The organism is Pseudomonas sp. P4_D7 (assembly GCF_056401755.1).
This window is the reverse complement of record NZ_JBFUIR010000012.1, coordinates 54,990-73,892: the sequence shown is the minus strand read 5'-3', so window position 1 is coordinate 73,892 and position 18,903 is coordinate 54,990. Positions and strand designations below refer to the sequence as shown.

16 protein-coding genes and 2 tRNA genes are annotated in these 18,903 nt (G+C 57.5%); 17 read left to right on the top strand and 1 reads right to left on the bottom strand.

The annotated features are described in order from the left end of the window. Positions 1 to 82: 82 nt before the first annotated feature. The 7 genes from dnaK to AC1DVF_RS10520 all read left to right on the top strand — a co-directional run bounded on the left by dnaK (position 83) and on the right by AC1DVF_RS10520 (position 9,884). Complete coding sequence (gene dnaK / locus AC1DVF_RS10550; protein ID WP_007915221.1) at positions 83 to 1,999, top strand: molecular chaperone DnaK; 1,917 nt, start codon at positions 83 to 85, stop codon at positions 1,997 to 1,999. Between the two features lie 297 nt (positions 2,000 to 2,296). Beyond that, the gene (gene dnaJ, locus AC1DVF_RS10545; protein ID WP_016986506.1) at positions 2,297 to 3,421 is read left to right on the top strand and encodes a molecular chaperone DnaJ; all 1,125 of its coding nucleotides are present in this window, start codon (positions 2,297 to 2,299) and stop codon (positions 3,419 to 3,421) included. A gap of 9 nt (positions 3,422 to 3,430) precedes the next feature. Continuing rightward, on the top strand, positions 3,431 to 4,237 hold the full coding sequence (gene dapB / locus AC1DVF_RS10540; RefSeq protein ID WP_116256444.1) for a 4-hydroxy-tetrahydrodipicolinate reductase: 807 nt from the start codon (positions 3,431 to 3,433) through the stop codon (positions 4,235 to 4,237). 257 nt (positions 4,238 to 4,494) lie between these two features. Further along, the gene (carA, locus tag AC1DVF_RS10535; protein ID WP_477782425.1) at positions 4,495 to 5,631 is read left to right on the top strand and encodes a glutamine-hydrolyzing carbamoyl-phosphate synthase small subunit; all 1,137 of its coding nucleotides are present in this window, start codon (positions 4,495 to 4,497) and stop codon (positions 5,629 to 5,631) included. A 125-nt stretch (positions 5,632 to 5,756) separates the two neighbouring features. After that, the gene (gene carB / locus AC1DVF_RS10530; RefSeq protein ID WP_007915231.1) at positions 5,757 to 8,978 is read left to right on the top strand and encodes a carbamoyl-phosphate synthase large subunit; all 3,222 of its coding nucleotides are present in this window, start codon (positions 5,757 to 5,759) and stop codon (positions 8,976 to 8,978) included. Next, positions 8,975 to 9,451 carry a transcription elongation factor GreA gene (gene greA / locus AC1DVF_RS10525; protein ID WP_003221530.1) on the top strand — a complete coding sequence of 159 codons (477 nt, stop codon included), beginning with the start codon at positions 8,975 to 8,977 and terminating at the stop codon, positions 9,449 to 9,451. The genes carB and greA overlap by 4 nt, the downstream gene beginning before the upstream one ends. Positions 9,452 to 9,479: 28 nt before the next feature. Beyond that, positions 9,480 to 9,884: an MFS transporter gene (locus tag AC1DVF_RS10520; protein WP_093435749.1), complete on the top strand. Its 405-nt coding sequence runs from the start codon at positions 9,480 to 9,482 to the stop codon at positions 9,882 to 9,884. A 9-nt stretch (positions 9,885 to 9,893) separates the two neighbouring features. Here AC1DVF_RS10520 and AC1DVF_RS10515 read toward each other — a convergent pair whose 3' ends face one another. Continuing rightward, positions 9,894 to 10,202, bottom strand: coding sequence for a YhbY family RNA-binding protein (locus AC1DVF_RS10515; protein ID WP_003221534.1), 309 nt, complete (start codon positions 10,200 to 10,202; stop codon positions 9,894 to 9,896). A 101-nt stretch (positions 10,203 to 10,303) separates the two neighbouring features. Here AC1DVF_RS10515 and rlmE point away from each other — a divergent pair, with 101 nt between their 5' ends. The 10 genes from rlmE to nusA all read left to right on the top strand — a co-directional run bounded on the left by rlmE (position 10,304) and on the right by nusA (position 18,877). Beyond that, positions 10,304 to 10,933 carry a 23S rRNA (uridine(2552)-2'-O)-methyltransferase RlmE gene (gene rlmE, locus AC1DVF_RS10510; RefSeq protein ID WP_007915237.1) on the top strand — a complete coding sequence of 210 codons (630 nt, stop codon included), beginning with the start codon at positions 10,304 to 10,306 and terminating at the stop codon, positions 10,931 to 10,933. Between the two features lie 202 nt (positions 10,934 to 11,135). Next, on the top strand, positions 11,136 to 13,043 hold the full coding sequence (gene ftsH, locus AC1DVF_RS10505) for an ATP-dependent zinc metalloprotease FtsH (RefSeq protein ID WP_016986501.1): 1,908 nt from the start codon (positions 11,136 to 11,138) through the stop codon (positions 13,041 to 13,043). 8 nt (positions 13,044 to 13,051) lie between these two features. After that, complete coding sequence (gene folP, locus AC1DVF_RS10500; RefSeq protein ID WP_093435757.1) at positions 13,052 to 13,903, top strand: dihydropteroate synthase; 852 nt, start codon at positions 13,052 to 13,054, stop codon at positions 13,901 to 13,903. 16 nt (positions 13,904 to 13,919) lie between these two features. Further along, on the top strand, positions 13,920 to 15,257 hold the full coding sequence (glmM, locus tag AC1DVF_RS10495; protein WP_257357000.1) for a phosphoglucosamine mutase: 1,338 nt from the start codon (positions 13,920 to 13,922) through the stop codon (positions 15,255 to 15,257). A gap of 65 nt (positions 15,258 to 15,322) precedes the next feature. After that, positions 15,323 to 16,078, top strand: coding sequence for a triose-phosphate isomerase (gene tpiA, locus AC1DVF_RS10490; RefSeq protein WP_477782424.1), 756 nt, complete (start codon positions 15,323 to 15,325; stop codon positions 16,076 to 16,078). Between the two features lie 4 nt (positions 16,079 to 16,082). After that, the gene (gene secG, locus AC1DVF_RS10485) at positions 16,083 to 16,469 is read left to right on the top strand and encodes a preprotein translocase subunit SecG (RefSeq protein ID WP_016986497.1); all 387 of its coding nucleotides are present in this window, start codon (positions 16,083 to 16,085) and stop codon (positions 16,467 to 16,469) included. Positions 16,470 to 16,490: 21 nt separating this feature from the next. Continuing rightward, a tRNA-Leu gene (locus AC1DVF_RS10480) sits at positions 16,491 to 16,576 on the top strand. 97 nt (positions 16,577 to 16,673) lie between these two features. Further along, a tRNA-Met gene (locus AC1DVF_RS10475) sits at positions 16,674 to 16,750 on the top strand. A 139-nt stretch (positions 16,751 to 16,889) separates the two neighbouring features. After that, the gene (rimP, locus tag AC1DVF_RS10470; RefSeq protein WP_007915250.1) at positions 16,890 to 17,348 is read left to right on the top strand and encodes a ribosome maturation factor RimP; all 459 of its coding nucleotides are present in this window, start codon (positions 16,890 to 16,892) and stop codon (positions 17,346 to 17,348) included. Positions 17,349 to 17,395: 47 nt separating this feature from the next. Then, positions 17,396 to 18,877, top strand: a complete 1,482-nt coding sequence (nusA, locus tag AC1DVF_RS10465) for a transcription termination factor NusA (protein WP_477782423.1) — start codon at positions 17,396 to 17,398, stop codon at positions 18,875 to 18,877. The last annotated feature ends 26 nt before the right edge of the window (positions 18,878 to 18,903 follow it).

Genomic DNA, 18,903 nt, shown 5'->3' with positions numbered 1-18,903 from the left:
TTTAGAAGTCAAGCGTTTAAGTATTACCGCAGTCAGCCACCACTGCTGCGGCAAAAAAATCCAAAGTTTCGGGAGAGTTAACATGGGCAAAATTATCGGTATCGACCTGGGGACCACCAACTCCTGCGTCTCCGTGCTGGAAAACGGCAAAGCAAAAGTTATTGAAAACGCTGAAGGCGCGCGTACCACGCCGTCGATCATCGCTTACGCCAACGATGGCGAAATTCTGGTAGGTCAGTCGGCCAAGCGTCAGGCTGTGACCAACCCGCACAACACCCTGTACGCAGTAAAGCGTCTGATCGGTCGTCGTTTCGACGAAGAAGTTGTGCAGAAAGACATCCAGATGGTCCCTTACAAGATCGTCAAGGCTGACAACAACGACGCCTGGGTTGAAGTGAACGGCCAGAAAATGGCACCGCCACAAATCTCGGCTGAAATTCTGAAGAAGATGAAGAAGACCGCCGAAGACTACCTCGGCGAGACCGTGACCGAAGCGGTGATCACCGTTCCGGCCTACTTCAACGACAGCCAGCGTCAGGCGACCAAAGACGCCGGCCGCATCGCTGGTCTGGACGTAAAACGCATCATCAACGAACCGACCGCAGCTGCTCTGGCTTACGGTATGGACAAGGCCAAGGGCGATCACACCGTGATCGTTTATGACCTGGGTGGCGGTACTTTCGACGTTTCCGTGATCGAGATCGCTGAAGTTGATGGCGAGCACCAGTTCGAAGTTCTGGCCACCAACGGTGACACGTTCCTCGGCGGTGAAGACTTTGACATTCGTCTGATCGACTACCTCGTTGACGAATTCAAGAAAGAAAGCGGCATGAACCTCAAAGGTGACCCGCTGGCCATGCAGCGCCTGAAAGAAGCCGCTGAGAAAGCCAAGATCGAGCTGTCGTCCGCTCAGTCGACCGACGTCAACCTGCCGTACATCACTGCAGACGCGACCGGTCCTAAGCACCTGAACGTGAAGATCTCGCGTGCCAAGCTCGAAGCACTGGTTGAAGACCTGGTTCAGCGCACCATCGAACCTTGCCGCATCGCCATGAAAGACGCCGGTCTGGACGTTGGCGCGATCAACGACGTGATTCTGGTCGGTGGTCAGACCCGTATGCCGCTGGTACAGAAGCTGGTTACCGATTTCTTCGGTAAAGAAGCTCGTAAAGACGTTAACCCGGACGAAGCTGTTGCCATGGGTGCTGCGATTCAGGGCGCCGTGCTGGCCGGTGACGTGAAAGACGTTCTGCTGCTCGACGTCAGCCCGCTGACCCTGGGTATCGAAACCATGGGTGGCGTGATGACCGCGCTGATCGAGAAAAACACCACGATTCCTACCAAGAAATCGCAAGTGTTCTCGACTGCTGACGACAACCAGGGCGCTGTGACCATTCACGTTCTGCAGGGCGAGCGTAAGCAAGCCACTCAGAACAAGTCCCTGGGCAAGTTCGACCTGGCCGACATTCCACCTGCTCCACGTGGCGTGCCGCAGATCGAAGTGACCTTCGACATCGACGCTAACGGCATCCTGCACGTTGGTGCGAAAGACAAGGCTACCGGCAAGACCCAGTCGATCGTGATCAAGGCCAACTCCGGTCTGTCCGACGAAGAAATCGAGCGCATGGTGCGTGACGCCGAAGCCAACGCTGAGGAAGACCGCAAGTTCGAAGAACTGGCCGCTGCCCGTAACCAGGGTGACGCACTGGTTCACTCGACTCGCAAGATGATTGCTGACGCGGGCGACAAAGTCACTGCCGAAGAGAAGACTGCGATCGAAGCTGCTGTGGTTGCTCTGGAAGCCGCTGTCAAAGGCGACGACAAGGCTGCCATCGAAGCCAAGGTTGAAGAGCTGTCGAAAGTCTCCGCTCCGGTTGCTCAGAAGATGTACGCCGAACAGGCTCAGCCAGCTGATGGCGCAGCCCCGCAAGGCGAATCGGCTGAGAAGGCTGACGACGTTGTCGATGCAGAGTTCGAAGAAGTCAAAGACCACAAGTAAGTTGTTGGTCGGCCGGTTGACTGCCTTTAGGCAGTGACTGGTAGGATGTCGCCGCGCGGGAGCTAGCTCCCGCGTTGGCGTATCTGGAATACGCGAATTTTTACAGCATGCGACAAGGTTCGGATGTTGGCGGTATGGCCGGGAATGCTCCTGCTTTTCGCGCCGCAAGTACCGCAAGAAACAAAGACCAGGATCGTTGAATTGACGTGAGTTGGGTCCKGGCCTGTATTGGGGCTCAACGAGTTTGGCGATCCTCAGGAGGGGTTTGCCGAACGTCCTCAAGAGTGCAGAAGACTTATGGCAAAGCGTGACTATTACGAAGTGTTGGGTGTTGAGCGTGGCTCAAGCGATGCGGACCTGAAGAAGGCTTACCGTCGTCTGGCGATGAAGCACCACCCGGACCGTAATCCCGATGACAAAGCATCGGAAGAAATGTTCAAAGAGGCCAACGAGGCCTATGAAGTGCTGTCCGACTCGAGCAAGCGTGCGGCGTACGATCAGTACGGCCATGCCGGCGTCGACCCGAGCATGGGTGGCGGTGGCGCCGGTTTCGGCGGTCAGAACTTCTCGGACATCTTCGGTGATGTCTTCAGTGATTTCTTCGGTGGCGGTCGCGGCGGTTCCCGTGGCGGCGCTCAGCGTGGCAGCGACTTGCGCTACACCCTGGAACTGAATCTGGAAGAAGCGGTGCGCGGCACGTCGGTGAATATCCGTGTTCCGACACTGGTCAACTGCAAGCCGTGCGATGGCTCGGGCGCCAAGAAAGGCTCCTCTCCATCGACGTGCCCGACTTGCGGCGGCATCGGTCAGGTGCGCATGCAGCAGGGCTTCTTCTCGGTGCAGCAAACCTGCCCGCGTTGCCATGGTCAGGGCAAGATCATTTCCGATCCGTGCGATTCCTGCCACGGTGACGGTCGCGTTGAAGAGTACAAAACCCTGTCGGTCAAAGTGCCGGCCGGCGTCGATACCGGTGACCGCATTCGTCTGTCCGGCGAAGGCGAAGCGGGTACGCAGGGCGGCCCGACGGGCGACCTGTATGTGGTTATCAATGTCCGCGAGCACGACATCTTCCAGCGCGATGGCAAGCATCTGTTCTGCGAAGTGCCGATCAGCTTCGTCGACGCAGCACTGGGCGGCGAACTGGAAATCCCTACCCTCGACGGTCGCGTCAAACTGAAAATCCCTGAAGGCACTCAGACCGGCAAGCAGTTCCGTGTACGCGGCAAAGGCGTGGCGCCGGTGCGTGGCGGCGGTGCAGGCGATCTGATGTGCCGCGTTGCGGTCGAAACGCCGGTCAATCTGAACCGTCGTCAGCGCGAACTGCTGGAAGAATTCCGCAGCTCGCTGGCCGACGACAATAGCCACTCGCCGAAAACCACCGGTTGGTTCGACGGCGTGAAGCGCTTCTTCGGCGATCTGTAAGGAGTCGGCATGCGACGTATAGCTGTGATGGGCGCTGCTGGGCGCATGGGTAAGATTCTGGTCGAGGCCGTGCAGCAGCGCGCGCCGCTGACCGGTTTGACTGCCGCCGTGGTTCGTCCTGGCAGCACGCTGATCGGCGTCGATGCGGGGGAGCTGGCCTCGCTGGGGCGTATCGGTGTGCCGCTGTCCGGGCATATCGAAGCCGTGGCTGAAGAGTTCGATGTGTTGATCGACTTCACGCTGCCGGAAGTGATGCTGAAAAACCTCGCGTTCTGCCGCAAGGCCGGCAAGGCCATGGTCATTGGTACCACCGGGCTGGACGCGGCGCAGAAGCAGTTGCTGGCCGACGCGGGCAAAGATATTCCGATCGTGTTCGCGGCCAACTTCAGTGTCGGTGTCAATCTGTCGCTGAAGCTGCTCGACATGGCGGCGCGCGTGCTGGGTGATGATGCGGATATCGAAATCATCGAAGCCCATCACCGGCACAAGATCGATGCGCCGTCAGGTACGGCGTTGCGCATGGGTGAAGTGATTGCCAGTGCGCTGGATCGTGATTTACAGAAAGTCGCGGTGTACGGTCGTGAGGGTCATACCGGCGCTCGTGAGCGTGAAACCATCGGTTTTGCCACTGTGCGTGGTGGTGATGTGGTCGGTGATCACACCGTGTTGTTCGCCTGCGAAGGTGAGCGCCTGGAGATCACGCACAAGGCGTCTAGCCGTATGACGTTCGCCAAGGGCGCGGTGCGTGCGGCGCTGTGGCTGGATGGTCGCGAGCCGGGTCTGTACGACATGCAAGACGTGCTCGACCTGCGTTGATACACTGCTGAACCCGGCGCAAACGCCCTGTTTGCGCTGGTTTTTCTCCGCTCGGCGACGACCTGTCGCATTCTCCGGCCTTTTCGGCTCTTTAGCGGTGGACCAAAAAAGGCTTTTTCTGTAAGCTACAGCTTTAGTGTGTCCACTAAAAGCGCGCAGAATAATTCRGYGAAGAAGCGGGGTGACGTGTCCATACGTCACTCCGCTTTTTTACAACCTGCGATCGCCCTTTCATGCGTTATTTACGGGAGGTCTTCTTGACTAAGCCAGCCATACTTGCCCTTGCTGATGGCAGCATTTTTCGCGGCGAAGCCATTGGTGCCGACGGTCAAACCGTTGGTGAGGTGGTGTTCAACACCGCAATGACCGGCTATCAGGAAATCCTTACCGATCCTTCCTACGCCCAACAGATCGTTACCCTGACTTACCCGCACATCGGCAACACCGGCACCACGCCGGAAGATGCCGAGTCCGACCGCGTCTGGTCCGCTGGCCTGGTTATTCGCGACCTGCCGCTGGTAGCGAGCAACTGGCGTAACACGATGTCCCTGTCCGATTACCTGAAAGCCAACAACGTTGTGGCAATCGCCGGTATCGACACCCGTCGCCTGACCCGCATCCTGCGTGAAAAAGGCRCACAGAACGGCTGCATCATGGCCGGCGACAACATCTCCGAAGAAGCGGCCATCGCCGCTGCGCAAGGTTTCCCGGGCCTGAAGGGCATGGATCTGGCGAAAGTCGTCAGCACCAAGACCCAATACGAATGGCGCTCGACTGTCTGGGATCTGAAAACCGACAGCCACGCGACCATCGACGCTTCCGAGCTGCCATACCACGTGGTTGCCTATGACTACGGCGTCAAGGTCAACATCCTGCGCATGCTGGTCGAGCGCGGCTGCCGCGTCACCGTGGTGCCTGCCCAGACTCCAGCCGCTGATGTGCTGGCACTGAAGCCGGACGGCGTGTTCCTGTCCAACGGCCCTGGTGATCCGGAGCCTTGCGACTACGCGATCAAGGCGATCAAGGAAGTCCTGGAAACCGAAATTCCGGTATTCGGTATCTGCCTCGGTCACCAACTGCTGGCTCTGGCCTCCGGCGCCAAGACCCTGAAAATGGGCCACGGCCACCACGGTGCTAACCACCCAGTGCAGGATCTGGACACTGGCGTCGTGATGATCACCAGCCAGAACCACGGTTTCGCGGTAGACGAAGAAACCTTGCCAGCCAACGTGCGTGCGATCCACAAATCGCTGTTCGACGGCACCCTGCAAGGCATCGAGCGCACCGACAAGAGCGCGTTCAGCTTCCAGGGTCACCCTGAAGCGAGCCCGGGCCCGAACGACGTCGCGCCACTGTTCGACCGCTTCATCAACGAGATGGCCAAGCGACGCTAAGCGTTCGCCTTGAGACTGTAGAGAGAAGCCCTCGAGGGCGGCCCCGACACCGGTGGCCCCCTTGAGACTTCAGAAATCGATCAAGACGGCTTGCCGACTGACCTGCGGATTTGAGTGACAAACCCATGCCAAAACGTACAGACATTAAAAGCATCCTGATTCTCGGCGCTGGCCCGATCGTTATCGGCCAGGCCTGCGAATTCGACTACTCCGGCGCCCAGGCCTGTAAAGCTCTGCGCGAAGAGGGTTACCGCGTCATCCTGGTGAACTCCAACCCGGCCACCATCATGACCGACCCGGACATGGCCGACGCGACCTACATCGAGCCGATCAAGTGGCAGACCGTTGCCAAGATCATCGAAAAAGAGCGTCCGGACGCGGTGCTGCCAACCATGGGCGGCCAGACTGCTCTGAACTGCGCCCTGGATCTGGAGCGCGAAGGCGTTCTGGAGAAGTTCGGCGTAGAGATGATCGGCGCCAACGCTGACACCATCGACAAGGCTGAAGACCGTTCGCGTTTCGACAAGGCGATGAAGTCCATCGGCCTGGCGTGCCCGCGTTCCGGTATCGCCCACAGCATGGAAGAAGCCAACGCGGTTCTCGAAACCCTGGGCTTCCCGTGCATCATCCGTCCGTCCTTCACCATGGGCGGCACCGGTGGCGGTATCGCGTACAACCGTGAAGAGTTCGAAGAAATCTGCGCCCGTGGTCTGGACCTGTCGCCGACCAAAGAGCTGCTGATCGACGAATCGCTGATCGGCTGGAAAGAATATGAAATGGAAGTTGTCCGCGACAAAAAGGACAACTGCATCATCGTCTGCTCGATCGAAAACTTCGACCCGATGGGCGTGCACACCGGTGACTCGATCACCGTAGCTCCTGCGCAAACCCTGACCGACAAGGAATACCAGATCCTGCGTAACGCCTCGCTGGCGGTACTGCGCGAGATCGGCGTCGAGACTGGCGGTTCCAACGTTCAATTCGGTATCTGCCCGAACACCGGCCGTATGGTCGTGATCGAAATGAACCCGCGTGTATCGCGTTCCTCGGCACTGGCTTCGAAAGCCACCGGTTTCCCGATCGCTAAAGTCGCGGCCAAACTGGCTGTGGGTTACACCCTCGACGAACTGTCGAACGACATCACCGGCGGCAAGACCCCAGCGTCCTTCGAACCGTCGATCGACTACGTCGTCACCAAGCTGCCACGCTTCGCCTTCGAGAAGTTCGCCAAGGCTGACGCACGCCTGACCACGCAAATGAAGTCGGTCGGTGAAGTCATGGCCATCGGCCGTACCTTCCAGGAATCCCTGCAGAAAGCCCTGCGCGGTCTGGAAGTCGGCGTTTGCGGTCTGGACGAGAAGCTCGACCTGAGCAACCCGGAAAGCATGAGCGTGCTCAAGCGCGAACTGACCGTGCCGGGCGCCGAGCGTATCTGGTACGTGGCAGATGCTTTCCGCGCTGGCCTGTCGGTCGAAGACATCTTCGGCATGAACATGATCGACCCGTGGTTCCTGGTGCAGATCGAAGATCTGATCAAGGAAGAAGAGAAGGTCAAGACCCTCGGTCTGTCCGCTATCGACCGCGACCTGATGTTCAAGCTCAAGCGCAAAGGCTTCTCCGATCAGCGTCTGGCCAAACTGTTGGGCGTGACCGAGAAGAACCTGCGCACTCATCGCCAGAAGCTGGAAGTGTTCCCGGTCTACAAGCGCGTTGACACCTGCGCCGCCGAGTTCGCCACTGACACCGCTTACCTCTACTCCACCTACGAGGAAGAGTGTGAAGCTGCGCCGTCGGGTCGCGACAAGATCATGATTCTGGGCGGTGGTCCGAACCGTATCGGCCAGGGCATCGAGTTCGACTACTGCTGCGTTCACGCTGCTCTCGCCCTGCGCGAAGACGGCTACGAAACCATCATGGTCAACTGCAACCCGGAAACCGTTTCCACCGACTACGACACTTCCGACCGTCTGTACTTCGAACCGGTAACTCTGGAAGACGTGCTGGAAATCTGCCGCGTCGAGAAGCCGAAAGGCGTGATCGTCCAGTACGGCGGCCAGACTCCGCTGAAACTGGCTCGTGCGCTGGAAGCCGCTGGCGTGCCGATCATCGGCACCAGCCCGGACGCCATCGACCGCGCTGAAGATCGTGAGCGTTTCCAGCAAATGGTTGAGCGCCTGAATCTGCGTCAGCCGCCAAACGCCACTGTGCGCAGCGAAGACGAAGCTGTTCGTGCTGCCGCGAAGATCGGTTATCCGCTGGTAGTGCGCCCGTCCTATGTACTGGGCGGCCGTGCGATGGAAATCGTTTACAAGGAAGACGAGCTCAAGCGTTACCTGCGTGACGCGGTGCAAGTGTCCAACGACAGCCCTGTGCTGCTCGACCACTTCCTCAACTGCGCCATCGAAATGGACGTGGATGCGGTCTGTGACGGCAAAGACGTGGTGATCGGCGCGATCATGCAGCACATCGAACAGGCTGGCGTTCACTCCGGTGACTCCGCGTGCTCGCTGCCGCCGTACTCGCTGCCGGCGCACATCCAGGACGAGATGCGCGAACAGGTCAAGAAAATGGCTCTGGAACTGGGCGTTGTCGGCCTGATGAACGTGCAGTTGGCGCTGCAAGGCGAAGACATCTACGTCATCGAAGTCAACCCGCGAGCTTCCCGTACCGTACCGTTCGTATCGAAGTGCATCGGTGTCTCCCTGGCGATGATCGCTGCCCGCGTGATGGCCGGTAAGACCCTGAAAGAAATCGGCTTCACCAAAGAAATCATCCCGAACTTCTATAGCGTGAAAGAGGCGGTGTTCCCGTTCGCCAAGTTCCCTGGCGTTGACCCGATTCTCGGCCCAGAGATGAAGTCGACCGGTGAAGTGATGGGCGTCGGCGACACCTTCGGTGAAGCATTCGCCAAAGCCCAGATGGGCGCCAGCGAAGTGCTGCCGACTGGCGGTACAGCATTCATCAGCGTGCGTGACGACGACAAGCCACTGGTTGCAGGCGTGGCCCGCGATCTGATCAACTTGGGCTTCGAAGTGGTAGCCACTGCCGGCACTGCCAAGCTGATCGAAGCCGCAGGTCTGAAAGTGCGCCGTGTGAACAAGGTGACCGAGGGTCGTCCGCACGTGGTCGACATGATCAAGAATGACGAAGTCACCCTGATCATCAACACCACTGAAGGTCGTCAGTCGATCGCTGATTCGTACTCCATTCGTCGTAATGCCTTGCAGCACAAGATTTACTGCACAACCACTATTGCTGCTGGCGAAGCTATCTGTGAAGCGCTGAAGTTCGGTCCTGAAAAAACCGTGCGCCGCTTGCAGGATCTACACGCAGGATTGAAGGCATGATCAAATACCCAATGACCGTCCAGGGCGCCAAAGCCCTGGAAGAAGAACACGCTCACCTGACCAAGGTCGTCCGTCCGAAGCTCAGCCAGGACATTGGTACGGCTCGCGAGTTGGGTGACTTGAAGGAAAACGCTGAATACCATGCTGCCCGCGAACAGCAAGGCATGGTCGAGGCGCGGATTCGTGATATCGAAGGCCGGATTCAGAATCAGGTCATCATCGATGTCACGACCATCCCGCACACCGGCAAAGTGATTTTCGGTACCACCGTCGAAATCGCCAATGTCGAGACTGACGAAAGCGTCACTTACCACATCGTGGGTGAGGATGAGGCTGACTTCAAACTTGGCAAGATTTCGGTCGGCTCGCCTTTGGCCCGTGCCTTGATTGGCAAGGAAGAGGGCGATGTGGTCGCCGTGAAAACGCCAAGCGGCGTGATCGAGTACGAGATTGTCGAAGTCCGTCACATCTGAAAAAGGGCGCCCGCTGCATGCGGGCGCCATGCTTTGGCAGCTGACCCAGATGCTTTGGGTTGGCGGTCTATGGCTGATTCATCTCGGTTTGCAGCCGGCGTTGGGCAAGATTGGCCTGGCACCGCTGCTGATCGATGAGGTGGCCAGTGCATTTGAAGTGCTGGTGGTAGGTTTTGCCGCCGTATGCGTTATTTTTCAGGCTTTGGTGCTGGTACAGGCCGAGGGCCTTGTCAGTCTATGGCGAGATTTTCGCGGTCAGGTGCTGCTGATGGCGTTGTATGCGTGTGCGATGTTTGTCGCAGTGCGTGTCGGCTGGCCGGATGCGCAGCGCTGGCAGGTCTTCAGTTATCTGGTTCTGGGTTTTTCCGGGCTGGTGCTGGTGATGCAGCCGGTGCCGGGATGGAGTGGCAGGGTGCGCGAAGCACACCCTTGACCCTTGTCATCACTTGAAGCGATGAACGTTCGACAGCTGCTTGTTGACGCTGAAGTTCTTGCGGTAAACCAGTGCCATCTTGCCGATGACCTGTACCAGGTCCGCTTTGCCGACCTTGCACAGTTCTGCGATATGCGCCAGGCGCGACTCGCGATCGAGGATGTTGAGCTTGATCTTGATCAGCTCGTGGTCCGCCAAAGCGCGTTCAAGTTCGGCTAAAACACCTTCAGTCAAACCGTTGTCAGCCACCGTCAAAACCGGTTTCAGGTGGTGGCCAATGGATTTGTACTGTTTCTTCTGCTCTGGAGTGAGCGGCATAATCTGACCCTTTCGTCTGGATTCTGTAAAATGGCGGCCATTTTACCCGAGGGCTCGTGGATCCGCCCAATTAATCACGACCCTAATCATCGAGGTGCCCAATGGCGCGTTCCAAGACAAGCCTTGGTTGGCTGAAACGACATGTCAACGATCCCTATGTGAAGCAAGCACAGAAGGATGGCTACCGCTCGCGTGCGAGCTACAAACTTCTGGAGATCCAGGAGAAATACAAGCTGATTCGTCCCGGTATGAGCGTTGTCGACCTGGGTGCGGCGCCCGGTGGCTGGTCGCAGGTGACTAGCCGGCTGATCGGTGGTCAGGGGCGTCTGATCGCCTCGGACATCCTGGAAATGGACAGCATTCCGGACGTGACTTTCATTCAGGGCGATTTCACCGAGGACGAAGTGCTCGGGCGGATTCTCGAAGCCGTGGGTAATTCGCAGGTGGACCTTGTGATTTCCGATATGGCCCCCAATATGAGTGGTACGCCTGAAGTGGATATGCCGAAAGCCATGTTCCTTTGCGAGTTGGCGCTTGATCTGGCGGAACGGATCCTCAAGCCGGGTGGAAATTTTGTGATCAAGATTTTTCAGGGCGAAGGGTTTGATGTTTACCTGAAGGACGCTCGCAAAAAGTTCGACAAGATCCAGATGATCAAACCAGACTCCTCTCGTGGCAGCTCACGTGAGCAATACATGCTGGCTTGGGGTTACCGCGGTCGTAGCGAGTAAAACGAGGTTTTTTGGTGGGGTGATAGGTTTTTCGTATTTCGCTCCGCGTGCATAAGCGAATATTGTGTAGAAAGTGTTTCACAAAGGGTTACAGACGGCGCCTGCCAGAGTTGTAGGTAATGTAGTAAGTTAGGCCGGTGAATATCATGCGAAGCGCGCGCCAGTAGCGGAGCTTGCTTCAGAGGGTAGTTAATTGAACGATATGGCAAAGAATCTGATCCTGTGGTTGATCATCGCGGCTGTCCTGGTGACGGTGATGAACAACTTCTCCAGCCCTAACGAGCCGCAGACCCTCAACTATTCCGACTTCATCCAGCAGGTCAAGGATGGCAAGGTCGAGCGCGTAGCCGTTGATGGTTATGTGATTACCGGCAAGCGCAATGATGGCGATAGCTTCAAGACCATTCGTCCGGCAATCCAGGACAATGGCCTGATCGGCGACCTGGTCGACAACCACGTTGTGGTTGAAGGCAAGCAGCCTGAGCAGCAAAGCATCTGGACTCAATTGCTGGTAGCCAGCTTCCCGATCCTGGTGATCATCGCGGTGTTCATGTTCTTCATGCGCCAGATGCAGGGCGGAGCCGGCGGCAAGGGCGGACCGATGAGCTTCGGCAAGAGCAAGGCGCGCCTGCTCTCCGAAGATCAGGTGAAAACCACTCTGGCTGACGTTGCCGGTTGCGACGAAGCCAAGGAAGAAGTCGGCGAGCTGGTTGAATTCCTCCGTGACCCGGGCAAGTTCCAGCGCCTGGGCGGTCGTATTCCTCGCGGTGTGCTGATGGTCGGTCCTCCGGGTACCGGTAAAACCTTGCTGGCCAAGGCGATTGCCGGCGAAGCCAAGGTTCCGTTCTTCACCATTTCCGGTTCTGACTTCGTCGAGATGTTCGTCGGTGTCGGTGCCAGCCGTGTTCGCGACATGTTCGAGCAGGCCAAGAAGCACGCTCCTTGCATCATCTTCATCGACGAAATCGACGCCGTCGGTCGCCATCGTGGCGCCGGCATGGGTGGCGGTCACGATGAGCGTGAGCAGACCCTCAACCAGTTGCTGGTTGAGATGGACGGCTTCGAAATGAACGATGGCATCATTGTTATCGCTGCAACCAACCGCCCAGACGTCCTCGACCCTGCGCTGCTGCGTCCGGGCCGTTTCGACCGTCAGGTTGTCGTTGGTCTGCCAGATATCCGTGGTCGTGAGCAAATCCTCAAAGTACACATGCGCAAAGTGCCAATGGGTGACGACGTCGCTCCGGCCGTTATCGCGCGTGGTACTCCGGGGTTCTCCGGTGCTGACCTGGCCAACCTGGTCAACGAAGCGTCTTTGTTCGCTGCACGTAGCGGCAAGCGCATCGTCGAAATGAAAGAGTTCGAACTGGCCAAAGACAAGATCATGATGGGCGCCGAGCGCAAATCCATGGTCATGTCCGAGAAAGAGAAACAGAACACCGCTTATCACGAAGCTGGCCACGCCATTGTCGGTCGCGTCGTGCCTGAGCATGATCCGGTCTACAAGGTATCGATCATTCCGCGCGGTCGTGCGCTGGGTGTGACCATGTTCCTGCCGGAAGAAGATCGTTACAGTCTGTCCAAGCGTGCGCTGATCAGCCAGATCTGCTCGCTGTACGGTGGCCGTATCGCTGAGGAAATGACCCTCGGTTTCGACGGTGTGACCACCGGCGCTTCCAACGACATTATGCGTGCTAGTCAGATTGCGCGGAACATGGTCACCAAGTGGGGCCTGTCGGAAAAACTCGGTCCGTTGATGTACGCCGAAGAAGAGGGTGAAGTGTTCCTCGGTCGCGGCGGTGGCGGTCAAGCTGCCAGCTTCTCCGGTGAGACAGCCAAGCTGATCGACTCCGAAGTGCGCAGCATCATTGATCAGTGCTACGGCACGGCCAAACAGATTCTCACGGACAACCGTGACAAGCTTGATGCGATGGCTGATGCGTTGATGAAGTATGAAACGATCGATGCTGAACAGATCGACGACATCATGGCGGGACGTACACCACGCGAGCCACGTGATTGGTCGGGGGGCACTGGTACACCACCACCTCCGGTGGTTCGTGACGAGCGTCCGGAAACACCGATTGGCGGTCCGGCTGCTGACGTTTAAGGTTTGAAATGACTTCTGTACAGTCCCTGACCCGGTTGCCTTGCGGCAACCGGGTTCTTGATTTGGCCCAGACGCATGTCATGGGTATTCTCAATGTCACCCCTGATTCTTTCTCCGACGGCGGCCAATACAGCCAGCTCGATGCGGCTTTGCGCCACGCCGAGGCTATGGTTGCAGCGGGTGCGACGCTGATTGATGTCGGTGGCGAGTCCACTCGCCCAGGCGCGCGCGCAGTGTCACCGCTCGAAGAGCTTGAGCGTGTGGCGCCGATCGTCGAGCTGATCAATCGCGAGTTGGATGTGATCATTTCGGTGGACACTTCTACGCCAGCCGTTATGCGCGAAACCGCACGATTGGGTGCCGGGTTGATCAACGATGTGCGGTCACTGCGGCGCGATGGCGCGCTGGATGCGGCGGCGGCTACGGGTTTGCCGGTGTGTCTCATGCATATGCTCGGTGAGCCTGGAGACATGCAGGACAATCCGCAGTATCAGGATGTCACGCGCGAAGTCGGTGATTTTCTAGCCGAGCGCATGGCGCAGTGTGCGGCGGCCGGTATTCCTGAGGGGCGGATCATTCTTGACCCGGGTTTCGGTTTCGCCAAAACCCTGCAGCACAACCTAAGCTTGTTCAAGCACATGGAAGCCCTCCATGCGTTGGGCCGGCCACTGCTTGTCGGTGTTTCCCGAAAAAGCATGATCGGGCAGGCCTTGAATCGTCCTGTCGGCGAGCGGCTGCATGGTGGTCTGGCACTGGCGGCGCTGGCATCGGTGAAGGGGGCGCGTATATTGCGCGTCCATGATGTAGCGGAAACGGTAGACGTGGTGCGCATGATCGCGGCCGTGGAATCAGCCGAATAAGAATGATGGAGCAGTTATGAGCAAGAAATACTTTGGTACTGACGGCATTCGTGGTCGAGTCGGTGAATACCCGATTACTCCTGACTTCATGCTCAAGCTCGGCTGGGCTGCCGGCATGGCGTTCCGCAAAATGGGCGCTTGCAAGGTGCTGGTCGGCAAGGACACGCGGATTTCCGGTTATATGTTCGAGTCGGCACTTGAGGCTGGTCTGACATCGGCGGGGGCTGATGTGATGTTGCTGGGTCCTATGCCGACGCCGGCCATTGCCTATCTGTCGCGTACGTTTCAGGCTGAGGCCGGTATCGTGATCAGTGCCTCGCACAATCCGCATGACGATAACGGCATCAAGTTCTTCTCCGGTAAAGGCACCAAGCTGCCGGATGAGCTGGAGCTGATGATTGAAGAGCTGCTCGATGCCCCGATGACTGTGGTCGAGTCGAGCAAGATCGGCAAAGTGTCGCGAATCAACGATGCATCAGGTCGCTACATTGAGTTCTGCAAAAGCAGTGTGCCAACCGGAACCAGTTTTTCCGGTCTCAAGATCGTTATCGACTGTGCGCACGGTGCGACCTATAAGGTGGCTCCGAGTGTCTTCCGCGAGTTGGGGGCAGAAGTCGTCGTGCTGTCAGCGCAGCCAAACGGTCTGAATATCAATGAAAACTGCGGCTCGACCCATATGGGTCAGTTGCAGGCTGCGGTGCTCGCCGAGCATGCCGACCTGGGTATCGCTTTCGATGGTGATGGTGATCGGGTGCTGATGGTCGATCACACTGGCGCCATCGTCGATGGTGATGAATTGCTGTTTATCATCGCTCGTGATCTGCATGAGCGGGGCAAATTGCAGGGCGGTGTCGTTGGTACCCTGATGAGTAATCTGGGGCTGGAACTCGCGCTGGCGGATCTTTCGATTCCATTTATTCGTGCCAATGTCGGCGACCGTTACGTGATTGCCGAGTTGCTTGAACGCAACTGGCTGGTCGGCGGAGAAAACTCGGGGCATATCGTTTGCTTCAATCACACCACGACCGGTGATGCGATCATCGCTGCGTTGCAGGTGCTGATGGCGCTGAAGACCCGTAATGAAGGTTTGGCGCAAACCCGCCAGGCATTGCGCAAGTGCCCTCAGGTACTGATCAATGTGCGTTTTGGTGGTGGCGAAAGTCCGCTGGAGCACCCGGCTGTCAAGGAGGCCAGTGCGCGCGTCACCCAGGCAATGGCGGGACGCGGGCGCGTGCTTTTGCGCAAGTCCGGGACAGAGCCTCTGGTGCGGGTAATGGTCGAAGGCGAGGATGAAACCCAGGTTCGCAACTACGCCGAAGAGCTGGCAAAACTGGTAACTGAAGTTTCTGCCTGATACGGCTTGCAAGCCATGATTGTGTTGGGTAACATCTGCGCCCACTTTGACCGACGAGGTACAGCATGCGTCGCCCTATGGTAGCTGGTAACTGGAAGATGCACGGTACCCGCGCCAGCGTCGCTGAGCTGATCAACGGCCTTCGTCATCTGGCCTTGCCAAGCGGTGTTGATGTCGCGGTATTCCCGCCTTGCTTGTATATCAATCAAGTGATTGACGGCTTGAAAGGCAAATCGATTTCGGTCGGTGCGCAGAATTCTGCGGTGGAATCCATGCAAGGTGCATTGACCGGTGAGATTGCACCGAGTCAGTTGGTGGATGCAGGTTGTTCCCTTGTGCTTGTCGGGCACTCCGAACGCCGCCAGATAATGGGCGAGCGAGACGGGATGCTGAATCGCAAGTTTGCAGCGGCACAGGCATGTGGCTTGATTCCGGTGTTGTGTATAGGGGAAACCCTCGAGCAACGCGAAGCTGGAAAAACTCTTGAGGTTGTCGGGCGTCAGCTGGGCAGCATCATCGAGGAGCTGGGTGTAGGTGCTTTTGCCAAAACAGTCATCGCTTACGAGCCTGTCTGGGCCATTGGTACCGGACTGACTGCAACGCCTCAACAGGCTCAGGATGTGCATAAAGCCATTCGCGAGCAGTTGGCGGCAGAGAATTCTGAAGTCGCACGAGGTGTGCGCCTTCTATACGGCGGCAGCGTGAAGGCGGCCAATGCGGTCGAACTGTTCGGCATGCCGGATATCGATGGGGGGCTCATTGGTGGAGCTTCCCTGAATGCAGATGAGTTCGGTGCGATCTGTCGCGCCGCGGGAAACTGAAAAAATGCTGGAAACAGTCGTAGTCGTTTTTCATCTGCTGGGTGCATTGGGCGTAGTTGCTCTGGTTTTGCTGCAGCAGGGTAAGGGTGCGGACGCTGGCGCGTCTTTCGGAGCAGGTGCTTCAAATACTGTGTTCGGAAGCCAAGGTTCCTCTACCTTTCTTAGTAAGTTTACTGCTATACTTGCCGCCGGTTTCTTCATAACCAGCTTGGGGTTAGGTTACTTTGCTAAAGAGAAGGCTCATCAGCTGACTCAGGCAGGTCTCCCAAATCCAGCAGTGTTGGAAGTGCCTAAGCAACAACAACCGGCTTCTGATGATGTCCCGGTGCTTCAAGAGCAAAAGTCGGCTACTCCAGCGACTGACGTACCTCCAGCTCAAGAGCAGAAGTAAGAAGGGTTTCAACGTAGTTTTGCCGAGGTGGTGGAATTGGTAGACACGCAACCTTGAGGTGGTTGTGCCCATAGGGTGTAGGGGTTCGAGTCCCCTTCTCGGTACCAATTAGTCAGGAGAGCCCGCTGTTGCGGGCTTTCTTGCAGGTGGAAGGTTACATTGACCCTATAAGGGATCGGTCGTATACTTCCGCCCCAGCTTTGTCGCGGGGTGGAGCAGTCTGGTAGCTCGTCGGGCTCATAACCCGAAGGTCGTCGGTTCAAATCCGGCCCCCGCAACCAGTTTAAGGAGCCCCTTTTAAGGGGCTTTTTGTTAGCTGGACACTTTCAACGCCGCTGTTCGACGGCGTTTCAAGGATGGGCGTTAAGCCCATTTTTTTATTTTGCAAAGCATGCACATATCATGCACTAGGGGGTTCAGGTGTCGAGCAAGCTAGAAGAGTTGCAGGCCTTGCTGGCCCCGGTGGTCGTGGCCCTGGGCTATGAATGCTGGGGTATCGAGTTTTCGGCTCAGGGTCGTCACTCGATGTTGCGCGTTTATATCGATAAAGAGGGTGGCGTGCTGGTGGACGATTGCGCCATTGTCAGCCGTCAGATCAGCGGTGTACTGGATGTTGAAGATCCAATTTCCGTTGAATACACCCTCGAAGTTTCCTCGCCTGGCATGGAGCGCCCACTGTTCACTCTTGAGCAGTTTGCAAAATTTGCCGGTGAACAAGTGAAGATCAAGCTGCGCTCGCCTTTTGAAGGTCGACGCAACTTTCAGGGCCTTCTGCGCGGTGTAGAAGAACAGGATGTCGTGGTGCAGGTAGACGACCATGAGTTCCTGTTGCCGATCGATATGATCGACAAGGCCAACATTATTCCCAGTTTTGACTGAGACGCGGATCCCGCGGATCCAATGGCTTGCGAAAGGCGAGGCGTACGATGAGCAAAGAAGTACTGCTGGTTGTTGAGTCGGTATCCAATGAAAAGGGCGTACCGGCAAGCGTAATTTTTGAAGCGCTGGAGCTGGCTCTGGCCACTGCTACCAAAAAGCGTTTTGAAGACGAAGTAGACCTGCGTGTGGAGATTAATCGCCACACCGGTTCTTACGAAACTTTCCGTCGCTGGACGGTCGTTGAAGAGAATGATCTCGACGATCCGGCCATCGAAACCTGGCCAACCAAGGTTGCTGAAACGCATCCTGGCGCCAAGGTTGGCGACGTCGTTGAAGAAAAGATCGAATCCATCGAGTTCGGCCGCATCGCTGCACAGACTGCCAAGCAGGTCATCGTGCAGAAAGTTCGCGAAGCCGAGCGCGCTCAAGTGGTCGACGCCTATCGCGAGCGCCTGGGAGAAATCATCTCCGGCACCGTGAAAAAAGTCACCCGCGACAACGTGATCGTCGATCTGGGTAACAACGCTGAAGCGTTGCTGGCCCGTGAAGACATCATTTCTCGCGAAACTTTCCGTGTCGGCGTGCGCCTGCGTGCGCTGCTCAAGGAAATCCGCACCGAGAACCGCGGCCCGCAGCTGATCCTGTCGCGTACCGCGCCGGAAATGCTGATCGAGCTGTTCCGCATCGAAGTGCCGGAAATTGCCGAAGGCCTGATCGAAGTAATGGCAGCGTCCCGTGATCCGGGTTCGCGCGCCAAGATCGCCGTCCGCTCCAAGGACAAACGCATCGACCCGCAGGGCGCTTGCATTGGTATGCGCGGTTCGCGCGTCCAGGCAGTGTCGGGCGAGTTGGGCGGTGAGCGTGTTGATATCGTCCTGTGGGATGACAACCCGGCTCAGTTCGTGATCAACGCCATGTCCCCGGCTGAGGTTGCGGCAATTATCGTTGAMGAAGATGCCCATGCAATGGACATCGCCGTTGGCGCAGACAATCTGGCTCAGGCCATCGGTCGAGGTGGTCAGAACGTGCGTCTGGCGAGCCAGTTGACTGGCTGGACCCTGAACGTGATGACCGAATCGGACATCCAGGCTAAGCAGCAAGCAGAAACCGGCGACATCCTGCGCAACTTCATCGACGAGCTGGAAGTCGACGAAGAACTGGCTCAGGTGCTGGTAGATGAAGGCTTCACCAGCCTGGAAGAGATTGCCTACGTACCGTTGGAAGAAATGCTCAACATCGACGGCTTTGACGAAGATATCGTCAACGAGCTTCGCGCTCGTGCCAAGGATCGTTTGTTGACCAAAGCCATCGCTACTGAGGAAAAGCTGGCAGACGCCCATCCGGCCGAAGACCTGCTCTCGCTTGAGGGTATGGACAAGGATTTGGCGATGGAACTGGCGGTGCGCGGCGTAATTACCCGCGAAGACCTGGCCGAGCAGTCTATTGACGACCTGCTCGACATCGACGGCATTGACGATGATCGTGCCGGCAAGTTGATCATGGCCGCCCGAGCCCACTGGTTCGAGTAATTAGGCGCGGCCTGAGGAGAGAAGTG

What these genes read in the sequence shown, in the direction of transcription:
- dapB (WP_116256444.1), top strand. Translation starts at nt 3,431, where the DNA reads ATGCGACGTATAGCTGTGATGGGCGCTGCTGGGCGCATGGGTAAGATT.
- AC1DVF_RS10515 (WP_003221534.1), bottom strand. Translation starts at nt 10,202, where the DNA reads ATGCCGCTCACTCCAGAGCAGAAGAAACAGTACAAATCCATTGGCCAC.
- ftsH (WP_016986501.1), top strand. Translation starts at nt 11,136, where the DNA reads ATGGCAAAGAATCTGATCCTGTGGTTGATCATCGCGGCTGTCCTGGTG.
- folP (WP_093435757.1), top strand. Translation starts at nt 13,052, where the DNA reads ATGACTTCTGTACAGTCCCTGACCCGGTTGCCTTGCGGCAACCGGGTT.
- secG (WP_016986497.1), top strand. Translation starts at nt 16,083, where the DNA reads ATGCTGGAAACAGTCGTAGTCGTTTTTCATCTGCTGGGTGCATTGGGC.
- AC1DVF_RS10520 (WP_093435749.1), top strand. Translation starts at nt 9,480, where the DNA reads ATGCTTTGGCAGCTGACCCAGATGCTTTGGGTTGGCGGTCTATGGCTG.
- dnaJ (WP_016986506.1), top strand. Translation starts at nt 2,297, where the DNA reads ATGGCAAAGCGTGACTATTACGAAGTGTTGGGTGTTGAGCGTGGCTCA.
- dnaK (WP_007915221.1), top strand. Translation starts at nt 83, where the DNA reads ATGGGCAAAATTATCGGTATCGACCTGGGGACCACCAACTCCTGCGTC.
- greA (WP_003221530.1), top strand. Translation starts at nt 8,975, where the DNA reads ATGATCAAATACCCAATGACCGTCCAGGGCGCCAAAGCCCTGGAAGAA.
- tpiA (WP_477782424.1), top strand. Translation starts at nt 15,323, where the DNA reads ATGCGTCGCCCTATGGTAGCTGGTAACTGGAAGATGCACGGTACCCGC.
- carB (WP_007915231.1), top strand. Translation starts at nt 5,757, where the DNA reads ATGCCAAAACGTACAGACATTAAAAGCATCCTGATTCTCGGCGCTGGC.
- rlmE (WP_007915237.1), top strand. Translation starts at nt 10,304, where the DNA reads ATGGCGCGTTCCAAGACAAGCCTTGGTTGGCTGAAACGACATGTCAAC.
- glmM (WP_257357000.1), top strand. Translation starts at nt 13,920, where the DNA reads ATGAGCAAGAAATACTTTGGTACTGACGGCATTCGTGGTCGAGTCGGT.